The following is a 15,289-nucleotide window of genomic DNA, read 5'->3' on the forward strand; positions in this document are numbered from 1 at the left end:
GGGATCAAGGAAGCAGGACGGTGACGTACGGTTTTATTGAAATAGACCTCGAGCCGGGAGGAGACGTCGGGTCCTTAAACTTGATCGACCCCTGGCAGGAGGAGTGGAACCGATCGACGTCTTGCGCAGAAGGAGCACTATGACGGCCATCTCGGCCTTGATCTGACCGATCAGGAAAAGAGTGATCTGATCGAGTACCTCAAATCGATCTGATCAGCACTCGGCGCTTCTTTGGGTTCGATTGGGAGGAAAGACCATTAAAGAAGATCGTGGTGAGATAAATTGCGGGTCGGCACAACGTAAGCCAGGCCAAGCGCTGTCTCGCCGGAAATTTCTTAAGGCGTCGACGACCGGCGCGGCGATTTGCCGGTGCAGGTGGGCTTGCTTCCTGCATGACAGGTCAGCCTGCGGCGCGCGGCGCCGAAACAACCCCAAAGCCTGTGGCGCTTTATTAGGATGTTCCAAACAAAGGTCGCCGCTGCGCCGGGTGCACCCATTTCCTGAAGCCGAATGCATCCTAGATTGTCGCGGGTGAAATCAGCCCCGATGGTTGGTGCCGCTTTTACAAAGCACGGCCTGCCTGATCGGCAGAGCCCAGCGGAGACTTTCGTTGTCTGCTGCGCTGCGGGTGATGGTCTGCAGGCATCGCGTCGAGGATGTCGGGTCACATCAGGCATTCGACAAGTCCGGAGTCAGAGCCGAAGTGATCGACGATCTTTCCAACATTTGCCTTCGCGATTGACCCCTCCCCGTCAAGCACCCAAATATCAGCGTTCCTCCGGCGGCTTGAGGTGCCGAAACTGCATCAGCAGCAGCAGATCGTAAGCGATCTTCAGTGCACCGCAGATGAGGAGGGGCCAAGCCCGGAACGAGGCAGCGAACAGAGCGCCCGCCAGGGCGGGACTGGCTGCGGCAGCCAGGCTGCGCGGGACCGATGTGAAGCTCGCGGCGGCTGCCCGCTCCGCCTCCGTGACGACCGCCATGACGTAAGATGAGCGCGTCGGGACGTCCATCTGCGAAAGCGCGGCACGGATCAGCAGCAGGGCGAGCGCCAGAGGGAGCGTCGGCGCAAGGGCCGCCAGGATCAGGGCGATGCTGGACGGAATGTGTGTGAACACCATCGTGTTGATGAGTCCGATGTGCCGCGACAGCCAGGCGGCAACGGGGAATGAGAACGCCGAAAGGACGCCGGACCAGAAGAAGAAAAAGCCCGCTTCCGAAAGCGACAGGTCGAATTTTTCGAAAAGCCACAGGGCAAGCAGCGACTGGACGAGGAAGCCGCCGGCAAAGGCATCAAGGCTAAAAAGGGCCGCAAGCTTGAAAACGATATTCCGCGAGGGGCCAAGCGCGGACGTGCTGCCGGAGTCCGACGTTGGACGGCGCTGCGGGATCTGCGCGTAAAGGAGACCGCCGAGCAGGCCCAGCAACGCATAGAGCACGAACATCGCCTTGATGCCGGTGAGTTGATCGAGGCCGGCTGGAGCCAGAAGATCAGGTGTCACCGAAGCGAGCGCGCCAACCGCGGCTGCGAGCGCACCCACAAGGCTGTAGCGCGCGAACATCTTGGTCCGCGCGGCGTCGGTGACTTCGCGTGTGAGCACGGCATGCTCTAAGGGCACGAATACGCTGACGCTGCCGGCCGACGGGTTGATGGTGCCTGCGAAGGCGATCACCAAAAGCAGCGCGTAGTCGTGGACCACAGCAAAGGCCACACCCGTGGCGACCATCAGACTGGCGGCGGCAAACAGGAGTTGGCGGTGATCGTGTCGGGCACCAAGGAGTCCGACGGCGATGGTTAAGAGCGCTGAACCGAGCAGCGATCCGGTTGCTATGATGCCGACCTGCAGAGGCGCGAAGCCTAATGCGAGGAGATAGACCGGCAACAGAACGGCCACAAAGCCGTCGCCCATGTCGCGCAAGGCTCGGGCCGCAAAAAGAAAAGTCGCCGGGCGGATCTGCTGCACTGATCTAGCCTGCCCTCATCACCTGCGTTGGCGTCACCGGCTTTGGCAGCGTCGCTCGACAGGGCCGGAAGATCATGACGGAGTCGCGTTAGACATTCCAGCGAGGCGAATATCGGTTTCAATCCTCAGGCTGCCGCCCAACAATGCTGATTCATATCGTGTCAAGGCTTGCAACGACCGAAGACGCAACTGGCGCATATTGCGCTTGGCTGTCAAGGTCGGGAATAGGGTCAGAACCTGCCCGTGACCTTGCATACAGGACGTGCGGACACCAAGCTCCACCCACTTCACCGTGCCGAGCGTCATATACACCAACGCGTCGCCCCGGTTGTCCTCAGGTAGTCCTCAAGTTGGCCCGCGTGAATTCGCGGCGCGGGACGGCGGCAGCGGAGATGGCGGCGCGCTCTGTCTCGAAGATGTCCTGCGTCTGTCGCAACCTGAAAAGAAGGCTGCCATCGCGGAAGAAGTTCCGTCAGATCGTGGTCGCGGACGCGGACGTTGCGTGGCAGTCATGACCAATTGAACCGGACAATCCAACCTACCCACGTCTTACCAAGTTAGGACCGGTGATCCCAGCAGCGCCCTCCGCGACAAATTCGAACCTGGCTATCAAGCGTCACCGCCCTGGGCGGCAGGGAAGATTCGTCGCCTGATGCGCGAACACGATCTACAGCCGAGGATCAGGCGGCCCTTTGTCGCCACGACCGGATAGCGATCACGACCGCCCTTCCGCAGTCCCTGTACGACTCACTTGCGAAACGCAGCCGGTGCACGGTCTTCACCTCCAGCCTGATGATGCCCTTCAGAGGCTTCGGTGATTTTCTCGTATTCCGATTGCGACATCTCTGGAAGACGTCGGGTAAAGGCCACCATCGCCCATAGCTCTTCCTGGTTGTGCGTTGAACCAAACGCAGGCATCCCGGTCATTTTAATGCCGTTTTGCATGATCCAATAGAGCTCAGCATCATCCAACAAGGCGTAATCGAGTCGACCGTCGGCATGTACGGCGATTTGCAAGGTATCGCTGGAAAGGTGATGCAAGAGATTGAGTGCTTAGAGCTCCTGGCCATTGAAGCATCTCCGCCCGATGCCGAATAGGCAATCGGTATGCAGCTCAACAGGAAAACGTCGTCCACACGGGTGCGCACCTCAAGGTGTTGGACGAAACGCCCAGATTGCCGGCAGCTGCTCTCCGCCCGCTCGAACCGCGAGAAGAAGCAGGTCAAGCGCGGGAACAAAGAGCGAAGTGCGCGCACCGGACACAGTCGGAATCTGCGCGATGCGTCGATATGGCGGGTCCCGGGTATCCAGCACGTCAATGAATCCGTCTCCGCAGCTGATGTAGGCTCGCTGCCGTTTCGAGTCGACGAAAACATCGTCGGCATCACCGCAAATCTTCGCAGTCGCGACGAGCGAACCGTCTCCCATGGAGAAGATGCCGAGCCACGCAGGGTGGCGAAAAGCTATAAGGACGTGCTGGTGAGGGTCGTCCAACGCCATCGGAAAATTACCGGCCAAACCGGCGGTCGGCCAGCTTGCGATTTGAGCCAGTGATGTGCGGTCGACGACCGCGATTGAATGAACGTCCGGCAGGTTCACAAAGACGTGGCTCGTCCTCGCGTCGAGCTGAAAACTTTCGGGATGCGCCTTTAGCGGCACATCGCCGGTTTTCCGGTTAGTCGTGGGATTGATGACAGCCAGCGCACCGCTGCCATACCCCACAAAGACCCGATTGGTCGCGCTATCCACGCGAACATTGTCGGCATCTTCCCCTAGGTCGACTTTGCCGATAGCGGCATAATCGGCTCCTCGAAACAATCGAACCGAGCCGTCGCCGGCATTCGCGACATACAGGGTGTCGGTCCCTTGCAGGTAGCCGACACCTTGTGGTTCCCGTAATCCCTTGATTGTGCGAAGCACGGTTCGATGGGTGAGATCGACCACCGCCATGCTGTTGTTGCCGAGTTCTGCAACGAACAAGCGCCGCCTCTTTAAATCGATCGCCATGTGATCGATGCGGCCGCGCACATCTCCGAGTGGGATTCTGGCCTCGAGCCGTAATGGCGGCTCCGTGCCTTGGCCCGCAGCGTCAAACGTCGCAACCGGCAGGTTTGCCGCAGCCATCAAAGCAGTTGCGACAATTCGCGACAATAAGTGAAGTGCAATTGAAAGGAACCTGCCATCCACGCGCGCCATCCCTCAATAGGATCTTGCGCAGTGCTTGACGGAAGCCGTCTGAAGGGGAGACTGCTCATCCCCTCAGTTCAGATTAGGCCAATGACCTCTTGATTACAAGCGACGGGCAATTGGATAGTGTCGCGGATTGAACTTCGGTTTTGGGTGGTCGACTCCGACCGTTCGACCTCTGATGTCCAGCATCAGATTTTTACCCTGACGTAACCAAGCGATAGCGGCACTGATTAGCGCCGAGCCAAGGACGCAGCTATGCCCGCTGATGGTCGTATCAGGCTGTAGCGCGAACGGCAGGTTTGGAGAAACGCAATGAAGGTCGGCAAATGGCGCATAGCCGCCGTCCTCTGTCCACCAGATCTGGCTGCTGGCGCTTGATGCCAAGACAGAATTTGCCAACACAGATGCCCGCCTTCGGGTCCGATGCCCCCTCACCGCCCCCTGGACAGGCTCCCCAAAATCCCGCGGACGATCGCTCGTCCGACCGACGAGCCGACCGAGCGCACGATGGATTTGATCGCCGCCTCCGCCACCGTCTGGCGGTTGGAGGGGCGCGGCGCGCGGCGGCCGCCGGTCGGCTGGGGATCGTCATTGCCGAAGCCGGGAATGGTCCAGCGCGAACGGCCTGCGTCCTGTTGCTGCGCCTGTGCCTCCTGGGCGTCCTTGGCCTTCTTCTGCAGCATCTCGAAGGCCGATTCGCGATCGACGGTCTGGTCGTACTGTCCGGCAACCGGGCTCTCTGTGATCAGCTTGCGGCGCTCGTCGGGCGTGATCGGGCCAAGGCGCGAGGACGGCGGGCGGATCAGCGTTCGCTGCACCATGGACGGCACGCCCTTGGCTTCCAGCGTCGAGACAAGCGCCTCGCCGGTGCCGAGCTGCGTGATCACGGTTGCGCAGTCGAAATCGGGATTGGGTCTGAACGTCTCGGCCGCCGTCTTGACGGCCTTCTGTTCGCGCGGCGTATAGGCACGAAGTGCGTGCTGCACGCGGTTGCCGAGCTGGGCCAGCACCGTTTCAGGGATATCCAGCGGATTTTGCGTGACGAAATAAACGCCGACGCCTTTCGAGCGGATCAGCCGGACCACCTGCTCGACGCGGTCGATCAGCACCTTCGGCGCGTCGTCGAACAGAAGGTGTGCCTCGTCGAAGAAAAAGACAAGCTTCGGCTTGTCCGGGTCGCCGACTTCCGGCAGTTCCTCGAACAGTTCCGACATCAGCCACAGAAGGAACGTCGCATAGAGCCGCGGATTCATCATCAGCTTGTCGGCGGCGAGCACGCTGATGGCGCCGCGTCCATCGCGCGTGGTGCGCATGATGTCGGATATCCGCAATGCCGGCTCGCCGAAGAAATTCGCGGCTCCCTGCTGCTCCAGAACCAGCAGCGTGCGCTGGATCGCGCCGACCGAAGGCTTGGTCACATTGCCGTAGCGGGCGCCGATCTCTTCGGCGCGGTCGGCGATGTTGGCCAGCAGTGACTGCAGGTCCTTCAAGTCGAGCAGCAGAAGGCCTTCCTCGTCGGCGATGCGGAAGGCGATGTTCATGATGCCTTCCTGCGCCTCGGAGAGGTTCATCAGCCGCGACAGAAGCAGCGGCCCCATCTCCGAGATGGTGGCGCGGATCGGGTGGCCCTGCTCGCCGAACAGATCCCAGAAGATGACCGGGAATTCCTGGAATTCGTAGGGATCGAGCTTGACCTGCTCGGCCCGCTTGACCAGGAAATCCTGCGCTGTGCCCATCATGGCCATACCCGACAGGTCGCCCTTGATGTCGGCGCAGAATACCGGCACGCCGGCATTGGAGAAACCCTCGGCCAATATCTGCAGGGTCACCGTCTTGCCGGTGCCGGTCGCGCCGGTGACCAGGCCGTGACGATTGCCATACTGCAGCAAAAGCTGTTCGGGCCGCTGATAGCTGTCGTCCGGCTTGCGGCTGGCCCCTATGAAGATACTGGTATCGTCGGCCATGTGTCCGGTCTCCGCAAACCTATAGGGTTGAATGCCCTGATCCCTTGAAGAAAAGGGAGCCCCGCCGCAGGTATAGTGAGGCCATTGCGCAGCGACAATGGGCACCGTCGAAAATGGCTTTTGGAGCTTGCGGAACCTGCCCATGTTTGGCAATCGGTTGACGGTCACCGTCACGGAAGGCGTGTTGCACGGCATGTGTGCTGCATTGTGATATCGGGCCGGGGACCGTAGACTGACATAGTCGGCCGCTGCGGCCGCTAGAACGAGGAGAACCGATGGGCGCCGGTGCCTTGACCCAGGATGCCGAACTTCCGAACGTCGACCGGCAACGATGGCTGGCGCTGGCGGAGAAGGCGCTGGCCGGCGGGTCCTTCGAGGAAAAGCTCGTCTCGCACACGGACGACGCCATCCGCATCGAGCCGCTCTACGAGCGTTCGGTAACCGCCGAGCCTGTCGTGCGCGCCAACCCGGGATCACCGTGGATCGTCAGCCAGCGCATCGACGATCCGGACATAGGCCGCGCCAGTGCGCAGGCGCTGGAAGACGTCGCGCAGGGTGCCACCGGACTGTCGCTTGTCTTCGAGGGTGCGCCGAACGCCTTCGGCTATGGCTTGCCGAGGACGGCGGAGGCGCTGGAGGGCGTGCTCGACGGCGTGCCGCTCAACCGCATCCAGATCCGCATCGACGCCCATCCCTGGAGCCGTGCCGTGGCCGACTGGCTGGTGGCGTTTTTGACCAAGCGCCGCTCCGACCCGGCAAAGCTCAACCTCTCCTTCGGCATAGATCCGGCGGCGATCTTTGCCGGGACCGGCAGGCTGCGCATGTCGATCGAGGCTTTACAGGCTTCGATGCCGCAATCGCTGGCGCATTTCTTTTCGATGGGTGTGCCCGGCGTGCTGCTGGAGGCCGACGGGCGGGTATTCCACAATGCCGGCGCCACCGAGGCGCAGGAGCTTGGCACCATGCTCGCCTCGGCCGTCTCCTATTTGAGGCTGTTCGAGAAGGCGCGCCAGCCGCTCGTCTACGCGGCGCCGCATATCGGTTTTGCGCTCAGCGTCGACCAGGACCAGTTCGTTTCGACGGCCAAGGTCAGGGCGTTGCGCAGGCTGTGGGCGCGTGTCCAGGAGGCCTGCTCGATACCGCCCTCCACCGCCAGCATCCATGCCGAAACCTCCTTCCGGATGATGACGGCGGCCGACCCGGAAACCAACATCCTGCGCACCACCATCGCCGCTTTCGCGGCTGCCGCCGGCGGCGCGGATTCGATCGCCATCCTGCCGCACACGATCGCGCACGGCCTACCCGCGGGTTTTGCTCGCCGCGTTGCCCGCAACGCGCAACTGATCATGGCCAATGAAAGCCACATCGACCACGTCGCCGATCCGGTTTGCGGTTCGGGCGCCGTCGAGGCGCTGACTTCGGAGCTCTGCGCGGCGGCCTGGCAAGAGTTCCAGCAGATCGAGGCGGAAGGCGGCGTGCTGTCCAGCCTCGAGCAAGGCCATATCCAGAAACGCGTCCAGGCAGCTTCCGCCCGCCGCAACACTGCCTACCAGGCGGGCGAACGGGCGATCGTCGGCACGACGCTGCACCCGTCGAAGACTGAGCGTCCGGTCGAGACGCTGGCGGCGGAGCGGCGGCCTGCCTTCACCGAAGGCGTTGCGGTGTGCGAGCCGCTATTTCCGATCCGCATCGATCAGTCGATCGGAGCCGTACCATGATCCCGGATTTCAGCCAGATCGGCTGGTCGCCGCCACGGCGGGTGCCGGTCGAGGTCAAAGGCCAGCGGATGACGCCGGAAGGCATTGCCGTCAAGCATCTCTACAACCAGGGCGATCTCAAGGGCTTGCCGCACCTCGATACCTATCCGGGCCTGCCGCCTTTCGTGCGCGGCCCCTATCCGACGATGTATGTCCAGCAACCCTGGACGATCCGGCAATATGCCGGCTTCTCGACGGCCGAAGAGTCCAACGCCTTCTACCGTCGCAACCTTGCCGCCGGCCAGAAGGGCCTGTCGGTCGCCTTCGATCTCGCCACGCATCGCGGCTACGACAGCGACCATCCGCGCGTAGCCGGCGATGTCGGCATGGCCGGCGTCGCCATCGATTCCATTCTCGACATGCGCCAGTTGTTCGACGGCATCCCGCTTAACGAGATGACGGTATCGATGACGATGAACGGCGCGGTGCTGCCGATCATGGCGCTCTATATCGTGGCGGCGGAGGAACAGGGCGTCGCGCAGAAGGATCTCACTGGGACCATTCAGAACGACATCCTGAAAGAGTTCATGGTGCGCAACACCTACATCTATCCGCCAAAACCTTCGATGCGGATCGTGTCGGACATTTTTTCCTACACGTCGAAGCACATGCCGAAGTTCAATTCGATCTCGATCTCCGGCTACCACATGCAGGAGGCGGGAGCGACGGCGGATCTCGAGCTCGCCTACACGATTGCCGACGGTATCGAATATGCGCGCGCCGGCGTCGCGGCCGGTCTCGACATCGACCGTTTCGCGCCGCGCCTTTCCTTCTTCTGGGCGATCGGCATGAATTTCTTCATGGAAGTCGCGAAGCTGAGAGCAGCGCGCCTTTTGTGGGCCAGCCTGATGCTGAAGAACTTTTCGCCAAAAGACGAGCGCTCGCTGTCGCTGCGCACCCATTGCCAGACTTCGGGCTGGTCGCTGACGGCGCAGGATCCCTACAACAACATCATCCGCACCATGATCGAGGCGATGGCCGCCACTCAAGGCCACACGCAGTCGCTGCACACCAATTCCTTCGACGAGGCAATGGCGCTGCCAACCGACCACTCAGCCCGCATCGCCCGCAACACGCAGCTCATCCTGCAGAAGGAATCCGGCACGACGCGGATTATCGACCCGTGGGGCGGCTCTGCCTATCTCGAACGGCTGACGCATGATCTGGCGGCGCGTGCGCTTGCGCATATCGAGGAGGTCGAGAGCCTCGGCGGCATGGCCGCGGCGATCGAAAAGGGCCTACCGAAGCTGCGCATCGAAGAGGCTGCCGCGCGCACCCAGGCGCGCATCGATTCAGGCGAACAGATCGTGGTCGGTGTCAATGCTCACCGTCCCGGCACGGACATCGACGTCGACGTGCTGAAGATCGACAATGCCGAAGTCAGGGCGCGGCAATTGTCGAAGCTGCAGCGGCTGAAAGGCACGCGTGACGTCGCCGCCGTCGAGAGCGCGCTCGATGCGCTTACCCGTGCTGCCGGGCGTAACGGAAACCTGCTGGAATTCGCCATCCGGGCCGCACGCGCCAACGCCACGGTCGGCGAGATTTCGCTGGCGCTGGAAAAGGTTTTCGGCCGCCATGTCGCCTCGGTGCAGACGATCTCCGGCGTCTATCGCAACGCGCTCGGCGACAATCCGGTGGTCGACCGGCTGCAGGACAAGATCGTCGCGTTCGAGGAGAAGTCCGGCGGCAAGCCGCGCATTCTGGTCGCCAAGATGGGGCAAGACGGCCATGATCGCGGCCAGAAAGTGATCGCCACCGCCTTTGCCGACCTAGGCTTCGACGTCACCGTCGGGCCGATGTTCCAGACGCCGGACGAGATCGCCAGGCTGGCGGTCGAGCACGACGTGCACATCGTAGGCGCCTCGTCGCTGGCAGCAGGCCATTTGACGCTCATTCCCGAACTCAAACAGGCGCTGAAGAAGCTCGGCCGCGACGACATGCTGATCGTCGCCGGCGGCGTCATTCCACCGCAGGATTACGATGCAGTCCGGCAGGCAGGCGCCACTGAGATCTTCCCGCCCGGCACGGTCATCCCGGAAGCGGCGGACCGGCTGATGGATCGGCTGCTGCAGGCCGGCTGACGCTTGTTATAATGTCTGTCTGTTGTAACGAGAAACACGCTGAGTTATAATCAGCGTTGCAACAGGATGCTTCACCATGAACACGACCATTCGCAAGATCGGCAATTCCGAAGGCGTGATCCTGCCGAGGGAGCTTCTCGATCGTCTGAACCTGAAGGCCGGCGACCAGCTTCAAATCGTTGAAACAGGTGACGGTCTTGCGCTGAAGCCGGTGGACGACAGCTTCGAGCGGCAAATGAAAGCTGCCCGCGAGGTGATGGACAAATACAAGGTCGCGCTTCAGAAGCTCGCCGAATGAGCTGGGAGTTTCTGACGCGGCGTGCAGTCGAAGCCATGCACGCGGAGCAGTTGCGCCGACACGGCGGAGCACAAGGCTTGAGGGATGAAAATGCCCTCGAATCGGCGCTCGCTCGCGCCGAAAACAAGGCCAACTACGGAGACCCGTCGGTTGAGGAACTCGCAGCCGCCTATGTCTTCGGCATTGCCAGAAATCATGCCTTTGTCGACGGCAACAAACGCACGGCCATTGTCGCTGCCGGCGCATTTCTGATTGTGAATGGTTATGCCCTGACGGCCAATAACGGCATGCTTTACGAATTCGTCATGGGCGTCGCCGCCGGCGAAATCGACGAAGCTGGTGCCGCGGCGTTCTTCCGCGATCATGTCGTCAAGCTCGAAGACTAACTGTCGGAGAGCTTGACGATCTCCCATTCCTTGCCGTTGACCACGGCAATTTCGCCGATCTTCTTGCCGAACAGCGCCATCGCCATCGGCGACATATGGGAAATTGTCCCTTTGCCCGGATTGGCTTCGTCCTCGCCGACGATCTTCCAGTGCACCTTCTTGCCGTCGTCGCTTTCCAGGGTGACACCCATGCCGAAACGAACCAGGTCGCTGCCCGGTTCCGGCACCGAAAGCTCGGCGCTTTCCCGCCGTGCCGTCCAATAGCGGAGATCGCGCGAGACCAGCGCGATGCGCTCGCGGTCGGCCCTCTTCTCGGCTCTGCCCAGTTCGTCGCGCAGAGCGGCCACCTCGGCATCGATCAGCGCCATGCCGCGTTCCGTGACCAGATTGCGGTGATGGCTGATCGGCCGCTCGCCGATGCCGGCAATGGCGTTTTCGCTGTCTTCCTCGCGGGTGAAGGCCCTGCTCATCCGACGAACTTAGGCCCGGCGCGACGACTCCACAAGCCATTGCTGAAGAAGAGGATGGTGACGGAAATCTGGGTTCAATACCCGACGTTTAACAGCCGCTTGGGGTCCGGTTGCGCAACTAGGTAGCGGAGCCCCTTGGTTCCGACGTCGCCTTGCTCAACGATATTGAAGCCGTGCCGACCGAGATCCGCTGCAACTTTGTCCAAATCGACGTAACCATGCCGGTGGAGCCGAAAGGTGCTCTTCCGGCGCGGCGGTTTCGCAAAATCGACGATAAGCACACGACCGCCCGGCCTCAGGACGCGGAAGGCTTCTCTGCCGAATTCCTCGCGGCCCTTCTTTGGAAGATGGTGGAACATCAGCGTGCTGAGGACGACATCAAATTCCCCGTCCTTGAAAGGCAGTTCCTGAGCGGTGGCGGTCGAGAACCCGACTTGTAACCCTGCCCGCCGGGCCTTTGCCGTTGCGCGCGCAACCATTTCGGCGGAGGCGTCGACGCTGTCCACACGCCCCTCCGGCCCCACCTTCTGTCTGACGAGGAGCGCGGTGGTGCCGGTGCCGCACCCGACATCCAGGACCACTTCTCCCGGATTCAGCTCCGCAAAGCTTAATATCCTTTCGCGAAAAGCACGTTCGCGACCGAAGGTCAGAAGCCACGCCAGCATATCGTACAGGGCGGCGGAATGAAGCGTGATGCCGACATGCGGCGCCTTCTCCTCGCCGGCGGCCGGTCTGCGGTCCTTGGCGGACAGCCGCCCGTGAGCGCTTTGCCATATCAATAAGCTCGCGACTACGACGAGTGCACCAGCATGAAGCAGGAGGACGGGAACTCCCAAGGAAAAGACCGCATTTGCCTGTCCCAACGAGAAAAATGCCGCGAGCACCACGGCCATTTTGACGAGCGCGACTAGCGCATGCCCTCCAACTATTGTTCCGAAAAGACGTTGGTGCATTGCTTTATCTCCGGCCAGCCGGGCATCGCGCCGGGCCTTCCGCAAGAGCATAGGATACTGGACAGTGTGTCCAGTATCAGTTTTACTGGCCACATCGCACCGACGCGCCCAATACTGGACGATTTGGTGTCCTTTGGCCGGAAAAGGATGTTGCCGATGCCAGCCGGACCGATCGACCGTCGGGTCGCCAGGACCCGCAGCCGACTGCAGCAGGCGCTTTTCAGATTGACCGCCGAGAAGGGATATACGGCGATCACGGTCGAGGACATCTGCAGGGAAGCCGATGTCGGCCGCTCGACTTTCTACACGCACTATCCCGACAAGGACCGCTTGAGGAAAGCAACGATCGACGAGCATATGAAGGGCTTGCAGGCACGTGGTGCCGAACGCCATTCGCAGAGAAATGCCAAGGGCTTTTCCTTCAGCGGTCCGGTGTTCGAGCATGCTCTTGCCACGCGGGAGATGCACCGTGCGCTGATGGGCGGGAAAAAGCGCGAAATGCCAGAAGAGATCCGCGGCTGGATAAGCAGGCAGGTTCGCCATGAGTTGGCGAATATCCAAGGTGATGAAGGCGGAGTCAGACTTGAGATCGCCACACGCTTCATCGTTGGCGCGTTCTTTGAAGTGATGCACTGGTGGCTTGAGAAGGATACGAAGCTGTCTCCCGCGGAGATCGACCAGATATTCCTGCAACTTGCCTTCAACGGGGTAAATGCGGTGATCGCCGAGCCAACGAGGATCGAATAGGGGCCAAGCGTCAGATTTTCACCACGAGTTCGACCGGGCTAGTCTGGCACGAATCCTGCGGCGTGAGCGTTGGACGCAAGGGATCTGTGCCGATGTTGAACAGACGAACGCTGCTTGCGCAGACCGCCGGCTTTGCCGTCATGGGGCTTTCGATCGGCAATGCAGCGGCGAAAAACCTTCCCGGCATCGAGAAAGCCGCGATGCGTAGCGCGATCAACGCAACCGAGCTCGGCGTCCGGCCCGGCGCGCTAGACGATCAGAGCAAGGCTTTCACCAAGCTGCTGCGCGACGCGCACGACCGCGACATGCCGGTGTTCCTGCCGCCGGGGATCTATATCGTTTCCAACCTGTCGCTGCCCGGCCGCGTGCGCCTGTCCGGCGTGCCGGGCGCATCGCGGATCGTCTATGGCGGCAATGGCCATCTCATTATGGCCGAACGGGCCGAGCATGTCGAACTCAGCGGGCTGGTGTTCGATGGCAGCAACCGCTGGATGGGCGACTACACGCAAGGCCTGCTCGATCTGCGCCGCATCGCCCATCTGGTCGTCGACAACTGCCAGATGACCGGCAGCGGCAAGAACGGTCTGGCGCTCGAACACGCCTCGGGCCGCATCCAGCGCTTGGAGATATCCGGTGCGGCCGATGCCGGCATCTATTCGGTCGAGGCCGATGGCCTGGAAATATCAGGCAATAGCGTCTCCGACTGCGCCAATGGCGGCATCCTCGTGCACCGCTGGCAGGCAGCGGAAGACGGCACCATCGTCAGCGGCAACCGGATCGAACGCATCCAGGCGCGCGGCGGCGGAACCGGCCAGAACGGCAACGGTATCAATGCCTTCCGCGCCGGCAACGTCATCATCTCCGGCAATATTGTTTCGGACTGCGCGTTCTCGGCGATCCGCGCCAACAGTGCCAGCAATTTGCAGATCACCGGCAATACCTGCTCGCGCTCGGGCGAAACGGCCGTGTATTCCGAATTCTCATTCGAAGGCGCGGTCATCGGCAACAACATCGTCGATTGTGCTGCGAACGGTATTTCGATCGTCAATTTCAACGAAGGCGGGCGCATGGGCGTCTGCTCCGGCAACGTAGTCCGCAACCTGTCGACCAGCGGCCCCTACCCTGCCGATGCGCCCGGCTTCGGCGTCGGCATCATCGTCGAGGCAGACACCACAGTTTCCGGCAATGTCGTCGAGAATGCACCGCTCTACGGCATGCAGATCGGCTGGGGACCGTTCATGCGCAATGTGGTCGCTACGGGAAACATCGTCCGCAAGGCGGGGACCGGCATCGTCGTCACCGTGGTCGAAGGTGCCGGGACGGCAATCATCTCCGACAATGTCATCGACGGAGTCCAGAACGGCGCGATCGTCGGCCAACGCTGGGCCGAGCGAGTGACCGGCGACCTCGCCGCATCAGGCAATGCCGGCTATGCGCATCTGACCGTCGAGCGCAACCACGTCAGTTGAGGGTGGCCGTCGGCCGGAGCGCGCCGACTTTGGCGCCGATCCGGCTTTCGATGGGCGGATTTGCCTGTTCGATCAATTTCGCAGCGAGCGCGTGGTCGGCGTGCAGCAGCTTAGCCAGCACGGCCGCGACCATCACTTCAGCGGCGCGGCCTGCGCCATCGTCGCATTTCAGCGCGATGCCAAGGCCAAGCTCCGGAACGGCGGCGCAAAAAACACCTTCGGCGCCTCCCTTGACGAAAATCCGGCCCGGGGCGGCCTCCATCATCGCGACGTCGGACCTGCCCGTGCCGGCGACGAAAAACGGCTCGGCCATGCAGGCAGAAAGCAGCCGCTTCGCCGCCCGGGCGCGCACCGGCTCGAAGCCGGCACCTGTCGCCATGCGGGCAAAGCCAAGGGCAAAGCTGCGCAACGGCGCGGCATAGGTCGGAATCGAGCAGCCGTCGGTGCCGCGGTGATCGGCGTCATGGGCAGCACCGGTCACCGCCTGCATCGCTTCGCGCACCATTTCCTGCGAGGCATGGCCAGCCTTGACGTAACCACGATGGGCGATGCCGCTGTGAACGCAGGTGCATAGGAAGCCTGAGTGCTTGCCGGAACAATTGTTATGCAAGGCGTTCGGCGCACGGCCGGCGCGCGCGAGCGCCAGCGTCGCCCCGTGGCTCGACGGCCAATGCGCGCCGCATTCGAGTGCCGTCTCGTCGAGGCCGGCTTTCGCCAGCATGGCGCGTGCCAGCTCGACATGCGGCGGCTCGCCGGAATGGGAGGCGCAGGCCAGCGCCAGCTCCCGGTCACCGAAGCCGTAGGCATCGGCAGCGCCGCTCTCGACCAGCGGCAACGCCTGGATCGCCTTGACCGCCGAGCGCGGGAACACCGGCTGTGCCGTGTCGCCGATCTCCCAGACGGGCTTGCCGTCGGCGTCGAAGACGGCAACAGCGCCGCGATGGGCGCTCTCGACGATAGCGCCGCGCAAGACTTCGACCAGAACCGGATTTGCCATGTCACCTCCCGCA

13 protein-coding genes are annotated in these 15,289 nt (G+C 62.1%); 6 read left to right on the plus strand and 7 right to left on the minus strand.

What is annotated here, in order from left to right:
* Positions 1 to 767 precede the first annotated feature (767 nt).
* From NKI29_RS07395 to NKI29_RS07410, 4 genes are all read right to left on the minus strand, one after another.
* Complete coding sequence (locus NKI29_RS07395; RefSeq protein ID WP_245274795.1) at positions 768 to 1,910, minus strand: MFS transporter; 1,143 nt, start codon at positions 1,908 to 1,910, stop codon at positions 768 to 770.
* 801 nt (positions 1,911 to 2,711) lie between these two features.
* Positions 2,712 to 2,981, minus strand: coding sequence for a c-type cytochrome (locus NKI29_RS07400; protein WP_352532616.1), 270 nt, complete (start codon positions 2,979 to 2,981; stop codon positions 2,712 to 2,714).
* A gap of 132 nt (positions 2,982 to 3,113) precedes the next feature.
* Entirely contained in the window at positions 3,114 to 4,151 is a 1,038-nt protein-coding gene (locus NKI29_RS07405; RefSeq protein ID WP_245274791.1) for a YncE family protein, read from the minus strand.
* A gap of 434 nt (positions 4,152 to 4,585) precedes the next feature.
* Complete coding sequence (locus NKI29_RS07410; RefSeq protein ID WP_352569882.1) at positions 4,586 to 6,118, minus strand: helicase HerA-like C-terminal domain-containing protein; 1,533 nt, start codon at positions 6,116 to 6,118, stop codon at positions 4,586 to 4,588.
* Positions 6,119 to 6,393: 275 nt separating this feature from the next.
* Between NKI29_RS07410 and NKI29_RS07415 the strand changes: the two genes are divergently transcribed.
* The 4 genes from NKI29_RS07415 to NKI29_RS07430 all read left to right on the plus strand — a co-directional run bounded on the left by NKI29_RS07415 (position 6,394) and on the right by NKI29_RS07430 (position 10,640).
* Entirely contained in the window at positions 6,394 to 7,836 is a 1,443-nt protein-coding gene (locus NKI29_RS07415; protein ID WP_352569883.1) for a methylmalonyl-CoA mutase subunit beta, read from the plus strand.
* Positions 7,833 to 9,956 carry a methylmalonyl-CoA mutase gene (scpA, locus tag NKI29_RS07420; RefSeq protein ID WP_352569884.1) on the plus strand — a complete coding sequence of 708 codons (2,124 nt, stop codon included), beginning with the start codon at positions 7,833 to 7,835 and terminating at the stop codon, positions 9,954 to 9,956. The genes NKI29_RS07415 and scpA overlap by 4 nt, the downstream gene beginning before the upstream one ends.
* Positions 9,957 to 10,032: 76 nt before the next feature.
* Positions 10,033 to 10,254, plus strand: coding sequence for an AbrB/MazE/SpoVT family DNA-binding domain-containing protein (locus NKI29_RS07425; protein ID WP_095496758.1), 222 nt, complete (start codon positions 10,033 to 10,035; stop codon positions 10,252 to 10,254).
* Complete coding sequence (locus tag NKI29_RS07430) at positions 10,251 to 10,640, plus strand: type II toxin-antitoxin system death-on-curing family toxin (RefSeq protein ID WP_352569885.1); 390 nt, start codon at positions 10,251 to 10,253, stop codon at positions 10,638 to 10,640. Before NKI29_RS07425 ends, NKI29_RS07430 begins: the two co-directional genes overlap by 4 nt.
* Here the strand turns inward: NKI29_RS07430 and NKI29_RS07435 are convergent.
* Positions 10,637 to 11,110 carry a GreA/GreB family elongation factor gene (locus NKI29_RS07435; RefSeq protein ID WP_352449075.1) on the minus strand — a complete coding sequence of 158 codons (474 nt, stop codon included), beginning with the start codon at positions 11,108 to 11,110 and terminating at the stop codon, positions 10,637 to 10,639. The two genes, NKI29_RS07430 and NKI29_RS07435, sit on opposite strands and share 4 nt — an antisense overlap.
* A 74-nt stretch (positions 11,111 to 11,184) precedes the next feature.
* A complete protein-coding gene (locus NKI29_RS07440; protein WP_352569886.1) occupies positions 11,185 to 12,003 on the minus strand; it encodes a class I SAM-dependent methyltransferase in 819 nt (272 codons plus the stop codon).
* A 21-nt stretch (positions 12,004 to 12,024) separates the two neighbouring features.
* On the opposite strand from NKI29_RS07440, the gene NKI29_RS07445 reads away from it, so the two are divergent.
* Positions 12,025 to 12,810: a TetR/AcrR family transcriptional regulator gene (locus NKI29_RS07445; protein WP_352569887.1), complete on the plus strand. Its 786-nt coding sequence runs from the start codon at positions 12,025 to 12,027 to the stop codon at positions 12,808 to 12,810.
* A gap of 92 nt (positions 12,811 to 12,902) precedes the next feature.
* A complete protein-coding gene (locus NKI29_RS07450) occupies positions 12,903 to 14,279 on the plus strand; it encodes a TIGR03808 family TAT-translocated repetitive protein (protein WP_352569888.1) in 1,377 nt (458 codons plus the stop codon).
* Here NKI29_RS07450 and NKI29_RS07455 read toward each other — a convergent pair.
* Complete coding sequence (locus tag NKI29_RS07455) at positions 14,272 to 15,276, minus strand: asparaginase (protein ID WP_352569889.1); 1,005 nt, start codon at positions 15,274 to 15,276, stop codon at positions 14,272 to 14,274. The two genes, NKI29_RS07450 and NKI29_RS07455, sit on opposite strands and share 8 nt — an antisense overlap.
* Positions 15,277 to 15,289: the final 13 nt, after the last annotated feature.

It is taken from the genome of Mesorhizobium sp. M0678 (assembly GCF_040320505.1).
Lineage (GTDB): Bacteria > Pseudomonadota > Alphaproteobacteria > Rhizobiales > Rhizobiaceae > Mesorhizobium.

Coding starts and splice junctions, on each gene's coding strand:
- NKI29_RS07445 (WP_352569887.1), top strand. CDS start 12,025: ATGCCCTCCAACTATTGTTCCGAAAAGACGTTGGTGCATTGCTTTATC.
- NKI29_RS07455 (WP_352569889.1), bottom strand. CDS start 15,276: ATGGCAAATCCGGTTCTGGTCGAAGTCTTGCGCGGCGCTATCGTCGAG.
- NKI29_RS07415 (WP_352569883.1), top strand. CDS start 6,394: ATGGGCGCCGGTGCCTTGACCCAGGATGCCGAACTTCCGAACGTCGAC.
- NKI29_RS07410 (WP_352569882.1), bottom strand. CDS start 6,118: ATGGCCGACGATACCAGTATCTTCATAGGGGCCAGCCGCAAGCCGGAC.
- NKI29_RS07395 (WP_245274795.1), bottom strand. CDS start 1,910: ATGGGCGACGGCTTTGTGGCCGTTCTGTTGCCGGTCTATCTCCTCGCA.
- NKI29_RS07450 (WP_352569888.1), top strand. CDS start 12,903: ATGTTGAACAGACGAACGCTGCTTGCGCAGACCGCCGGCTTTGCCGTC.
- scpA (WP_352569884.1), top strand. CDS start 7,833: ATGATCCCGGATTTCAGCCAGATCGGCTGGTCGCCGCCACGGCGGGTG.
- NKI29_RS07425 (WP_095496758.1), top strand. CDS start 10,033: ATGAACACGACCATTCGCAAGATCGGCAATTCCGAAGGCGTGATCCTG.
- NKI29_RS07440 (WP_352569886.1), bottom strand. CDS start 12,003: ATGGCCGTGGTGCTCGCGGCATTTTTCTCGTTGGGACAGGCAAATGCG.
- NKI29_RS07430 (WP_352569885.1), top strand. CDS start 10,251: ATGAGCTGGGAGTTTCTGACGCGGCGTGCAGTCGAAGCCATGCACGCG.
- NKI29_RS07435 (WP_352449075.1), bottom strand. CDS start 11,110: ATGAGCAGGGCCTTCACCCGCGAGGAAGACAGCGAAAACGCCATTGCC.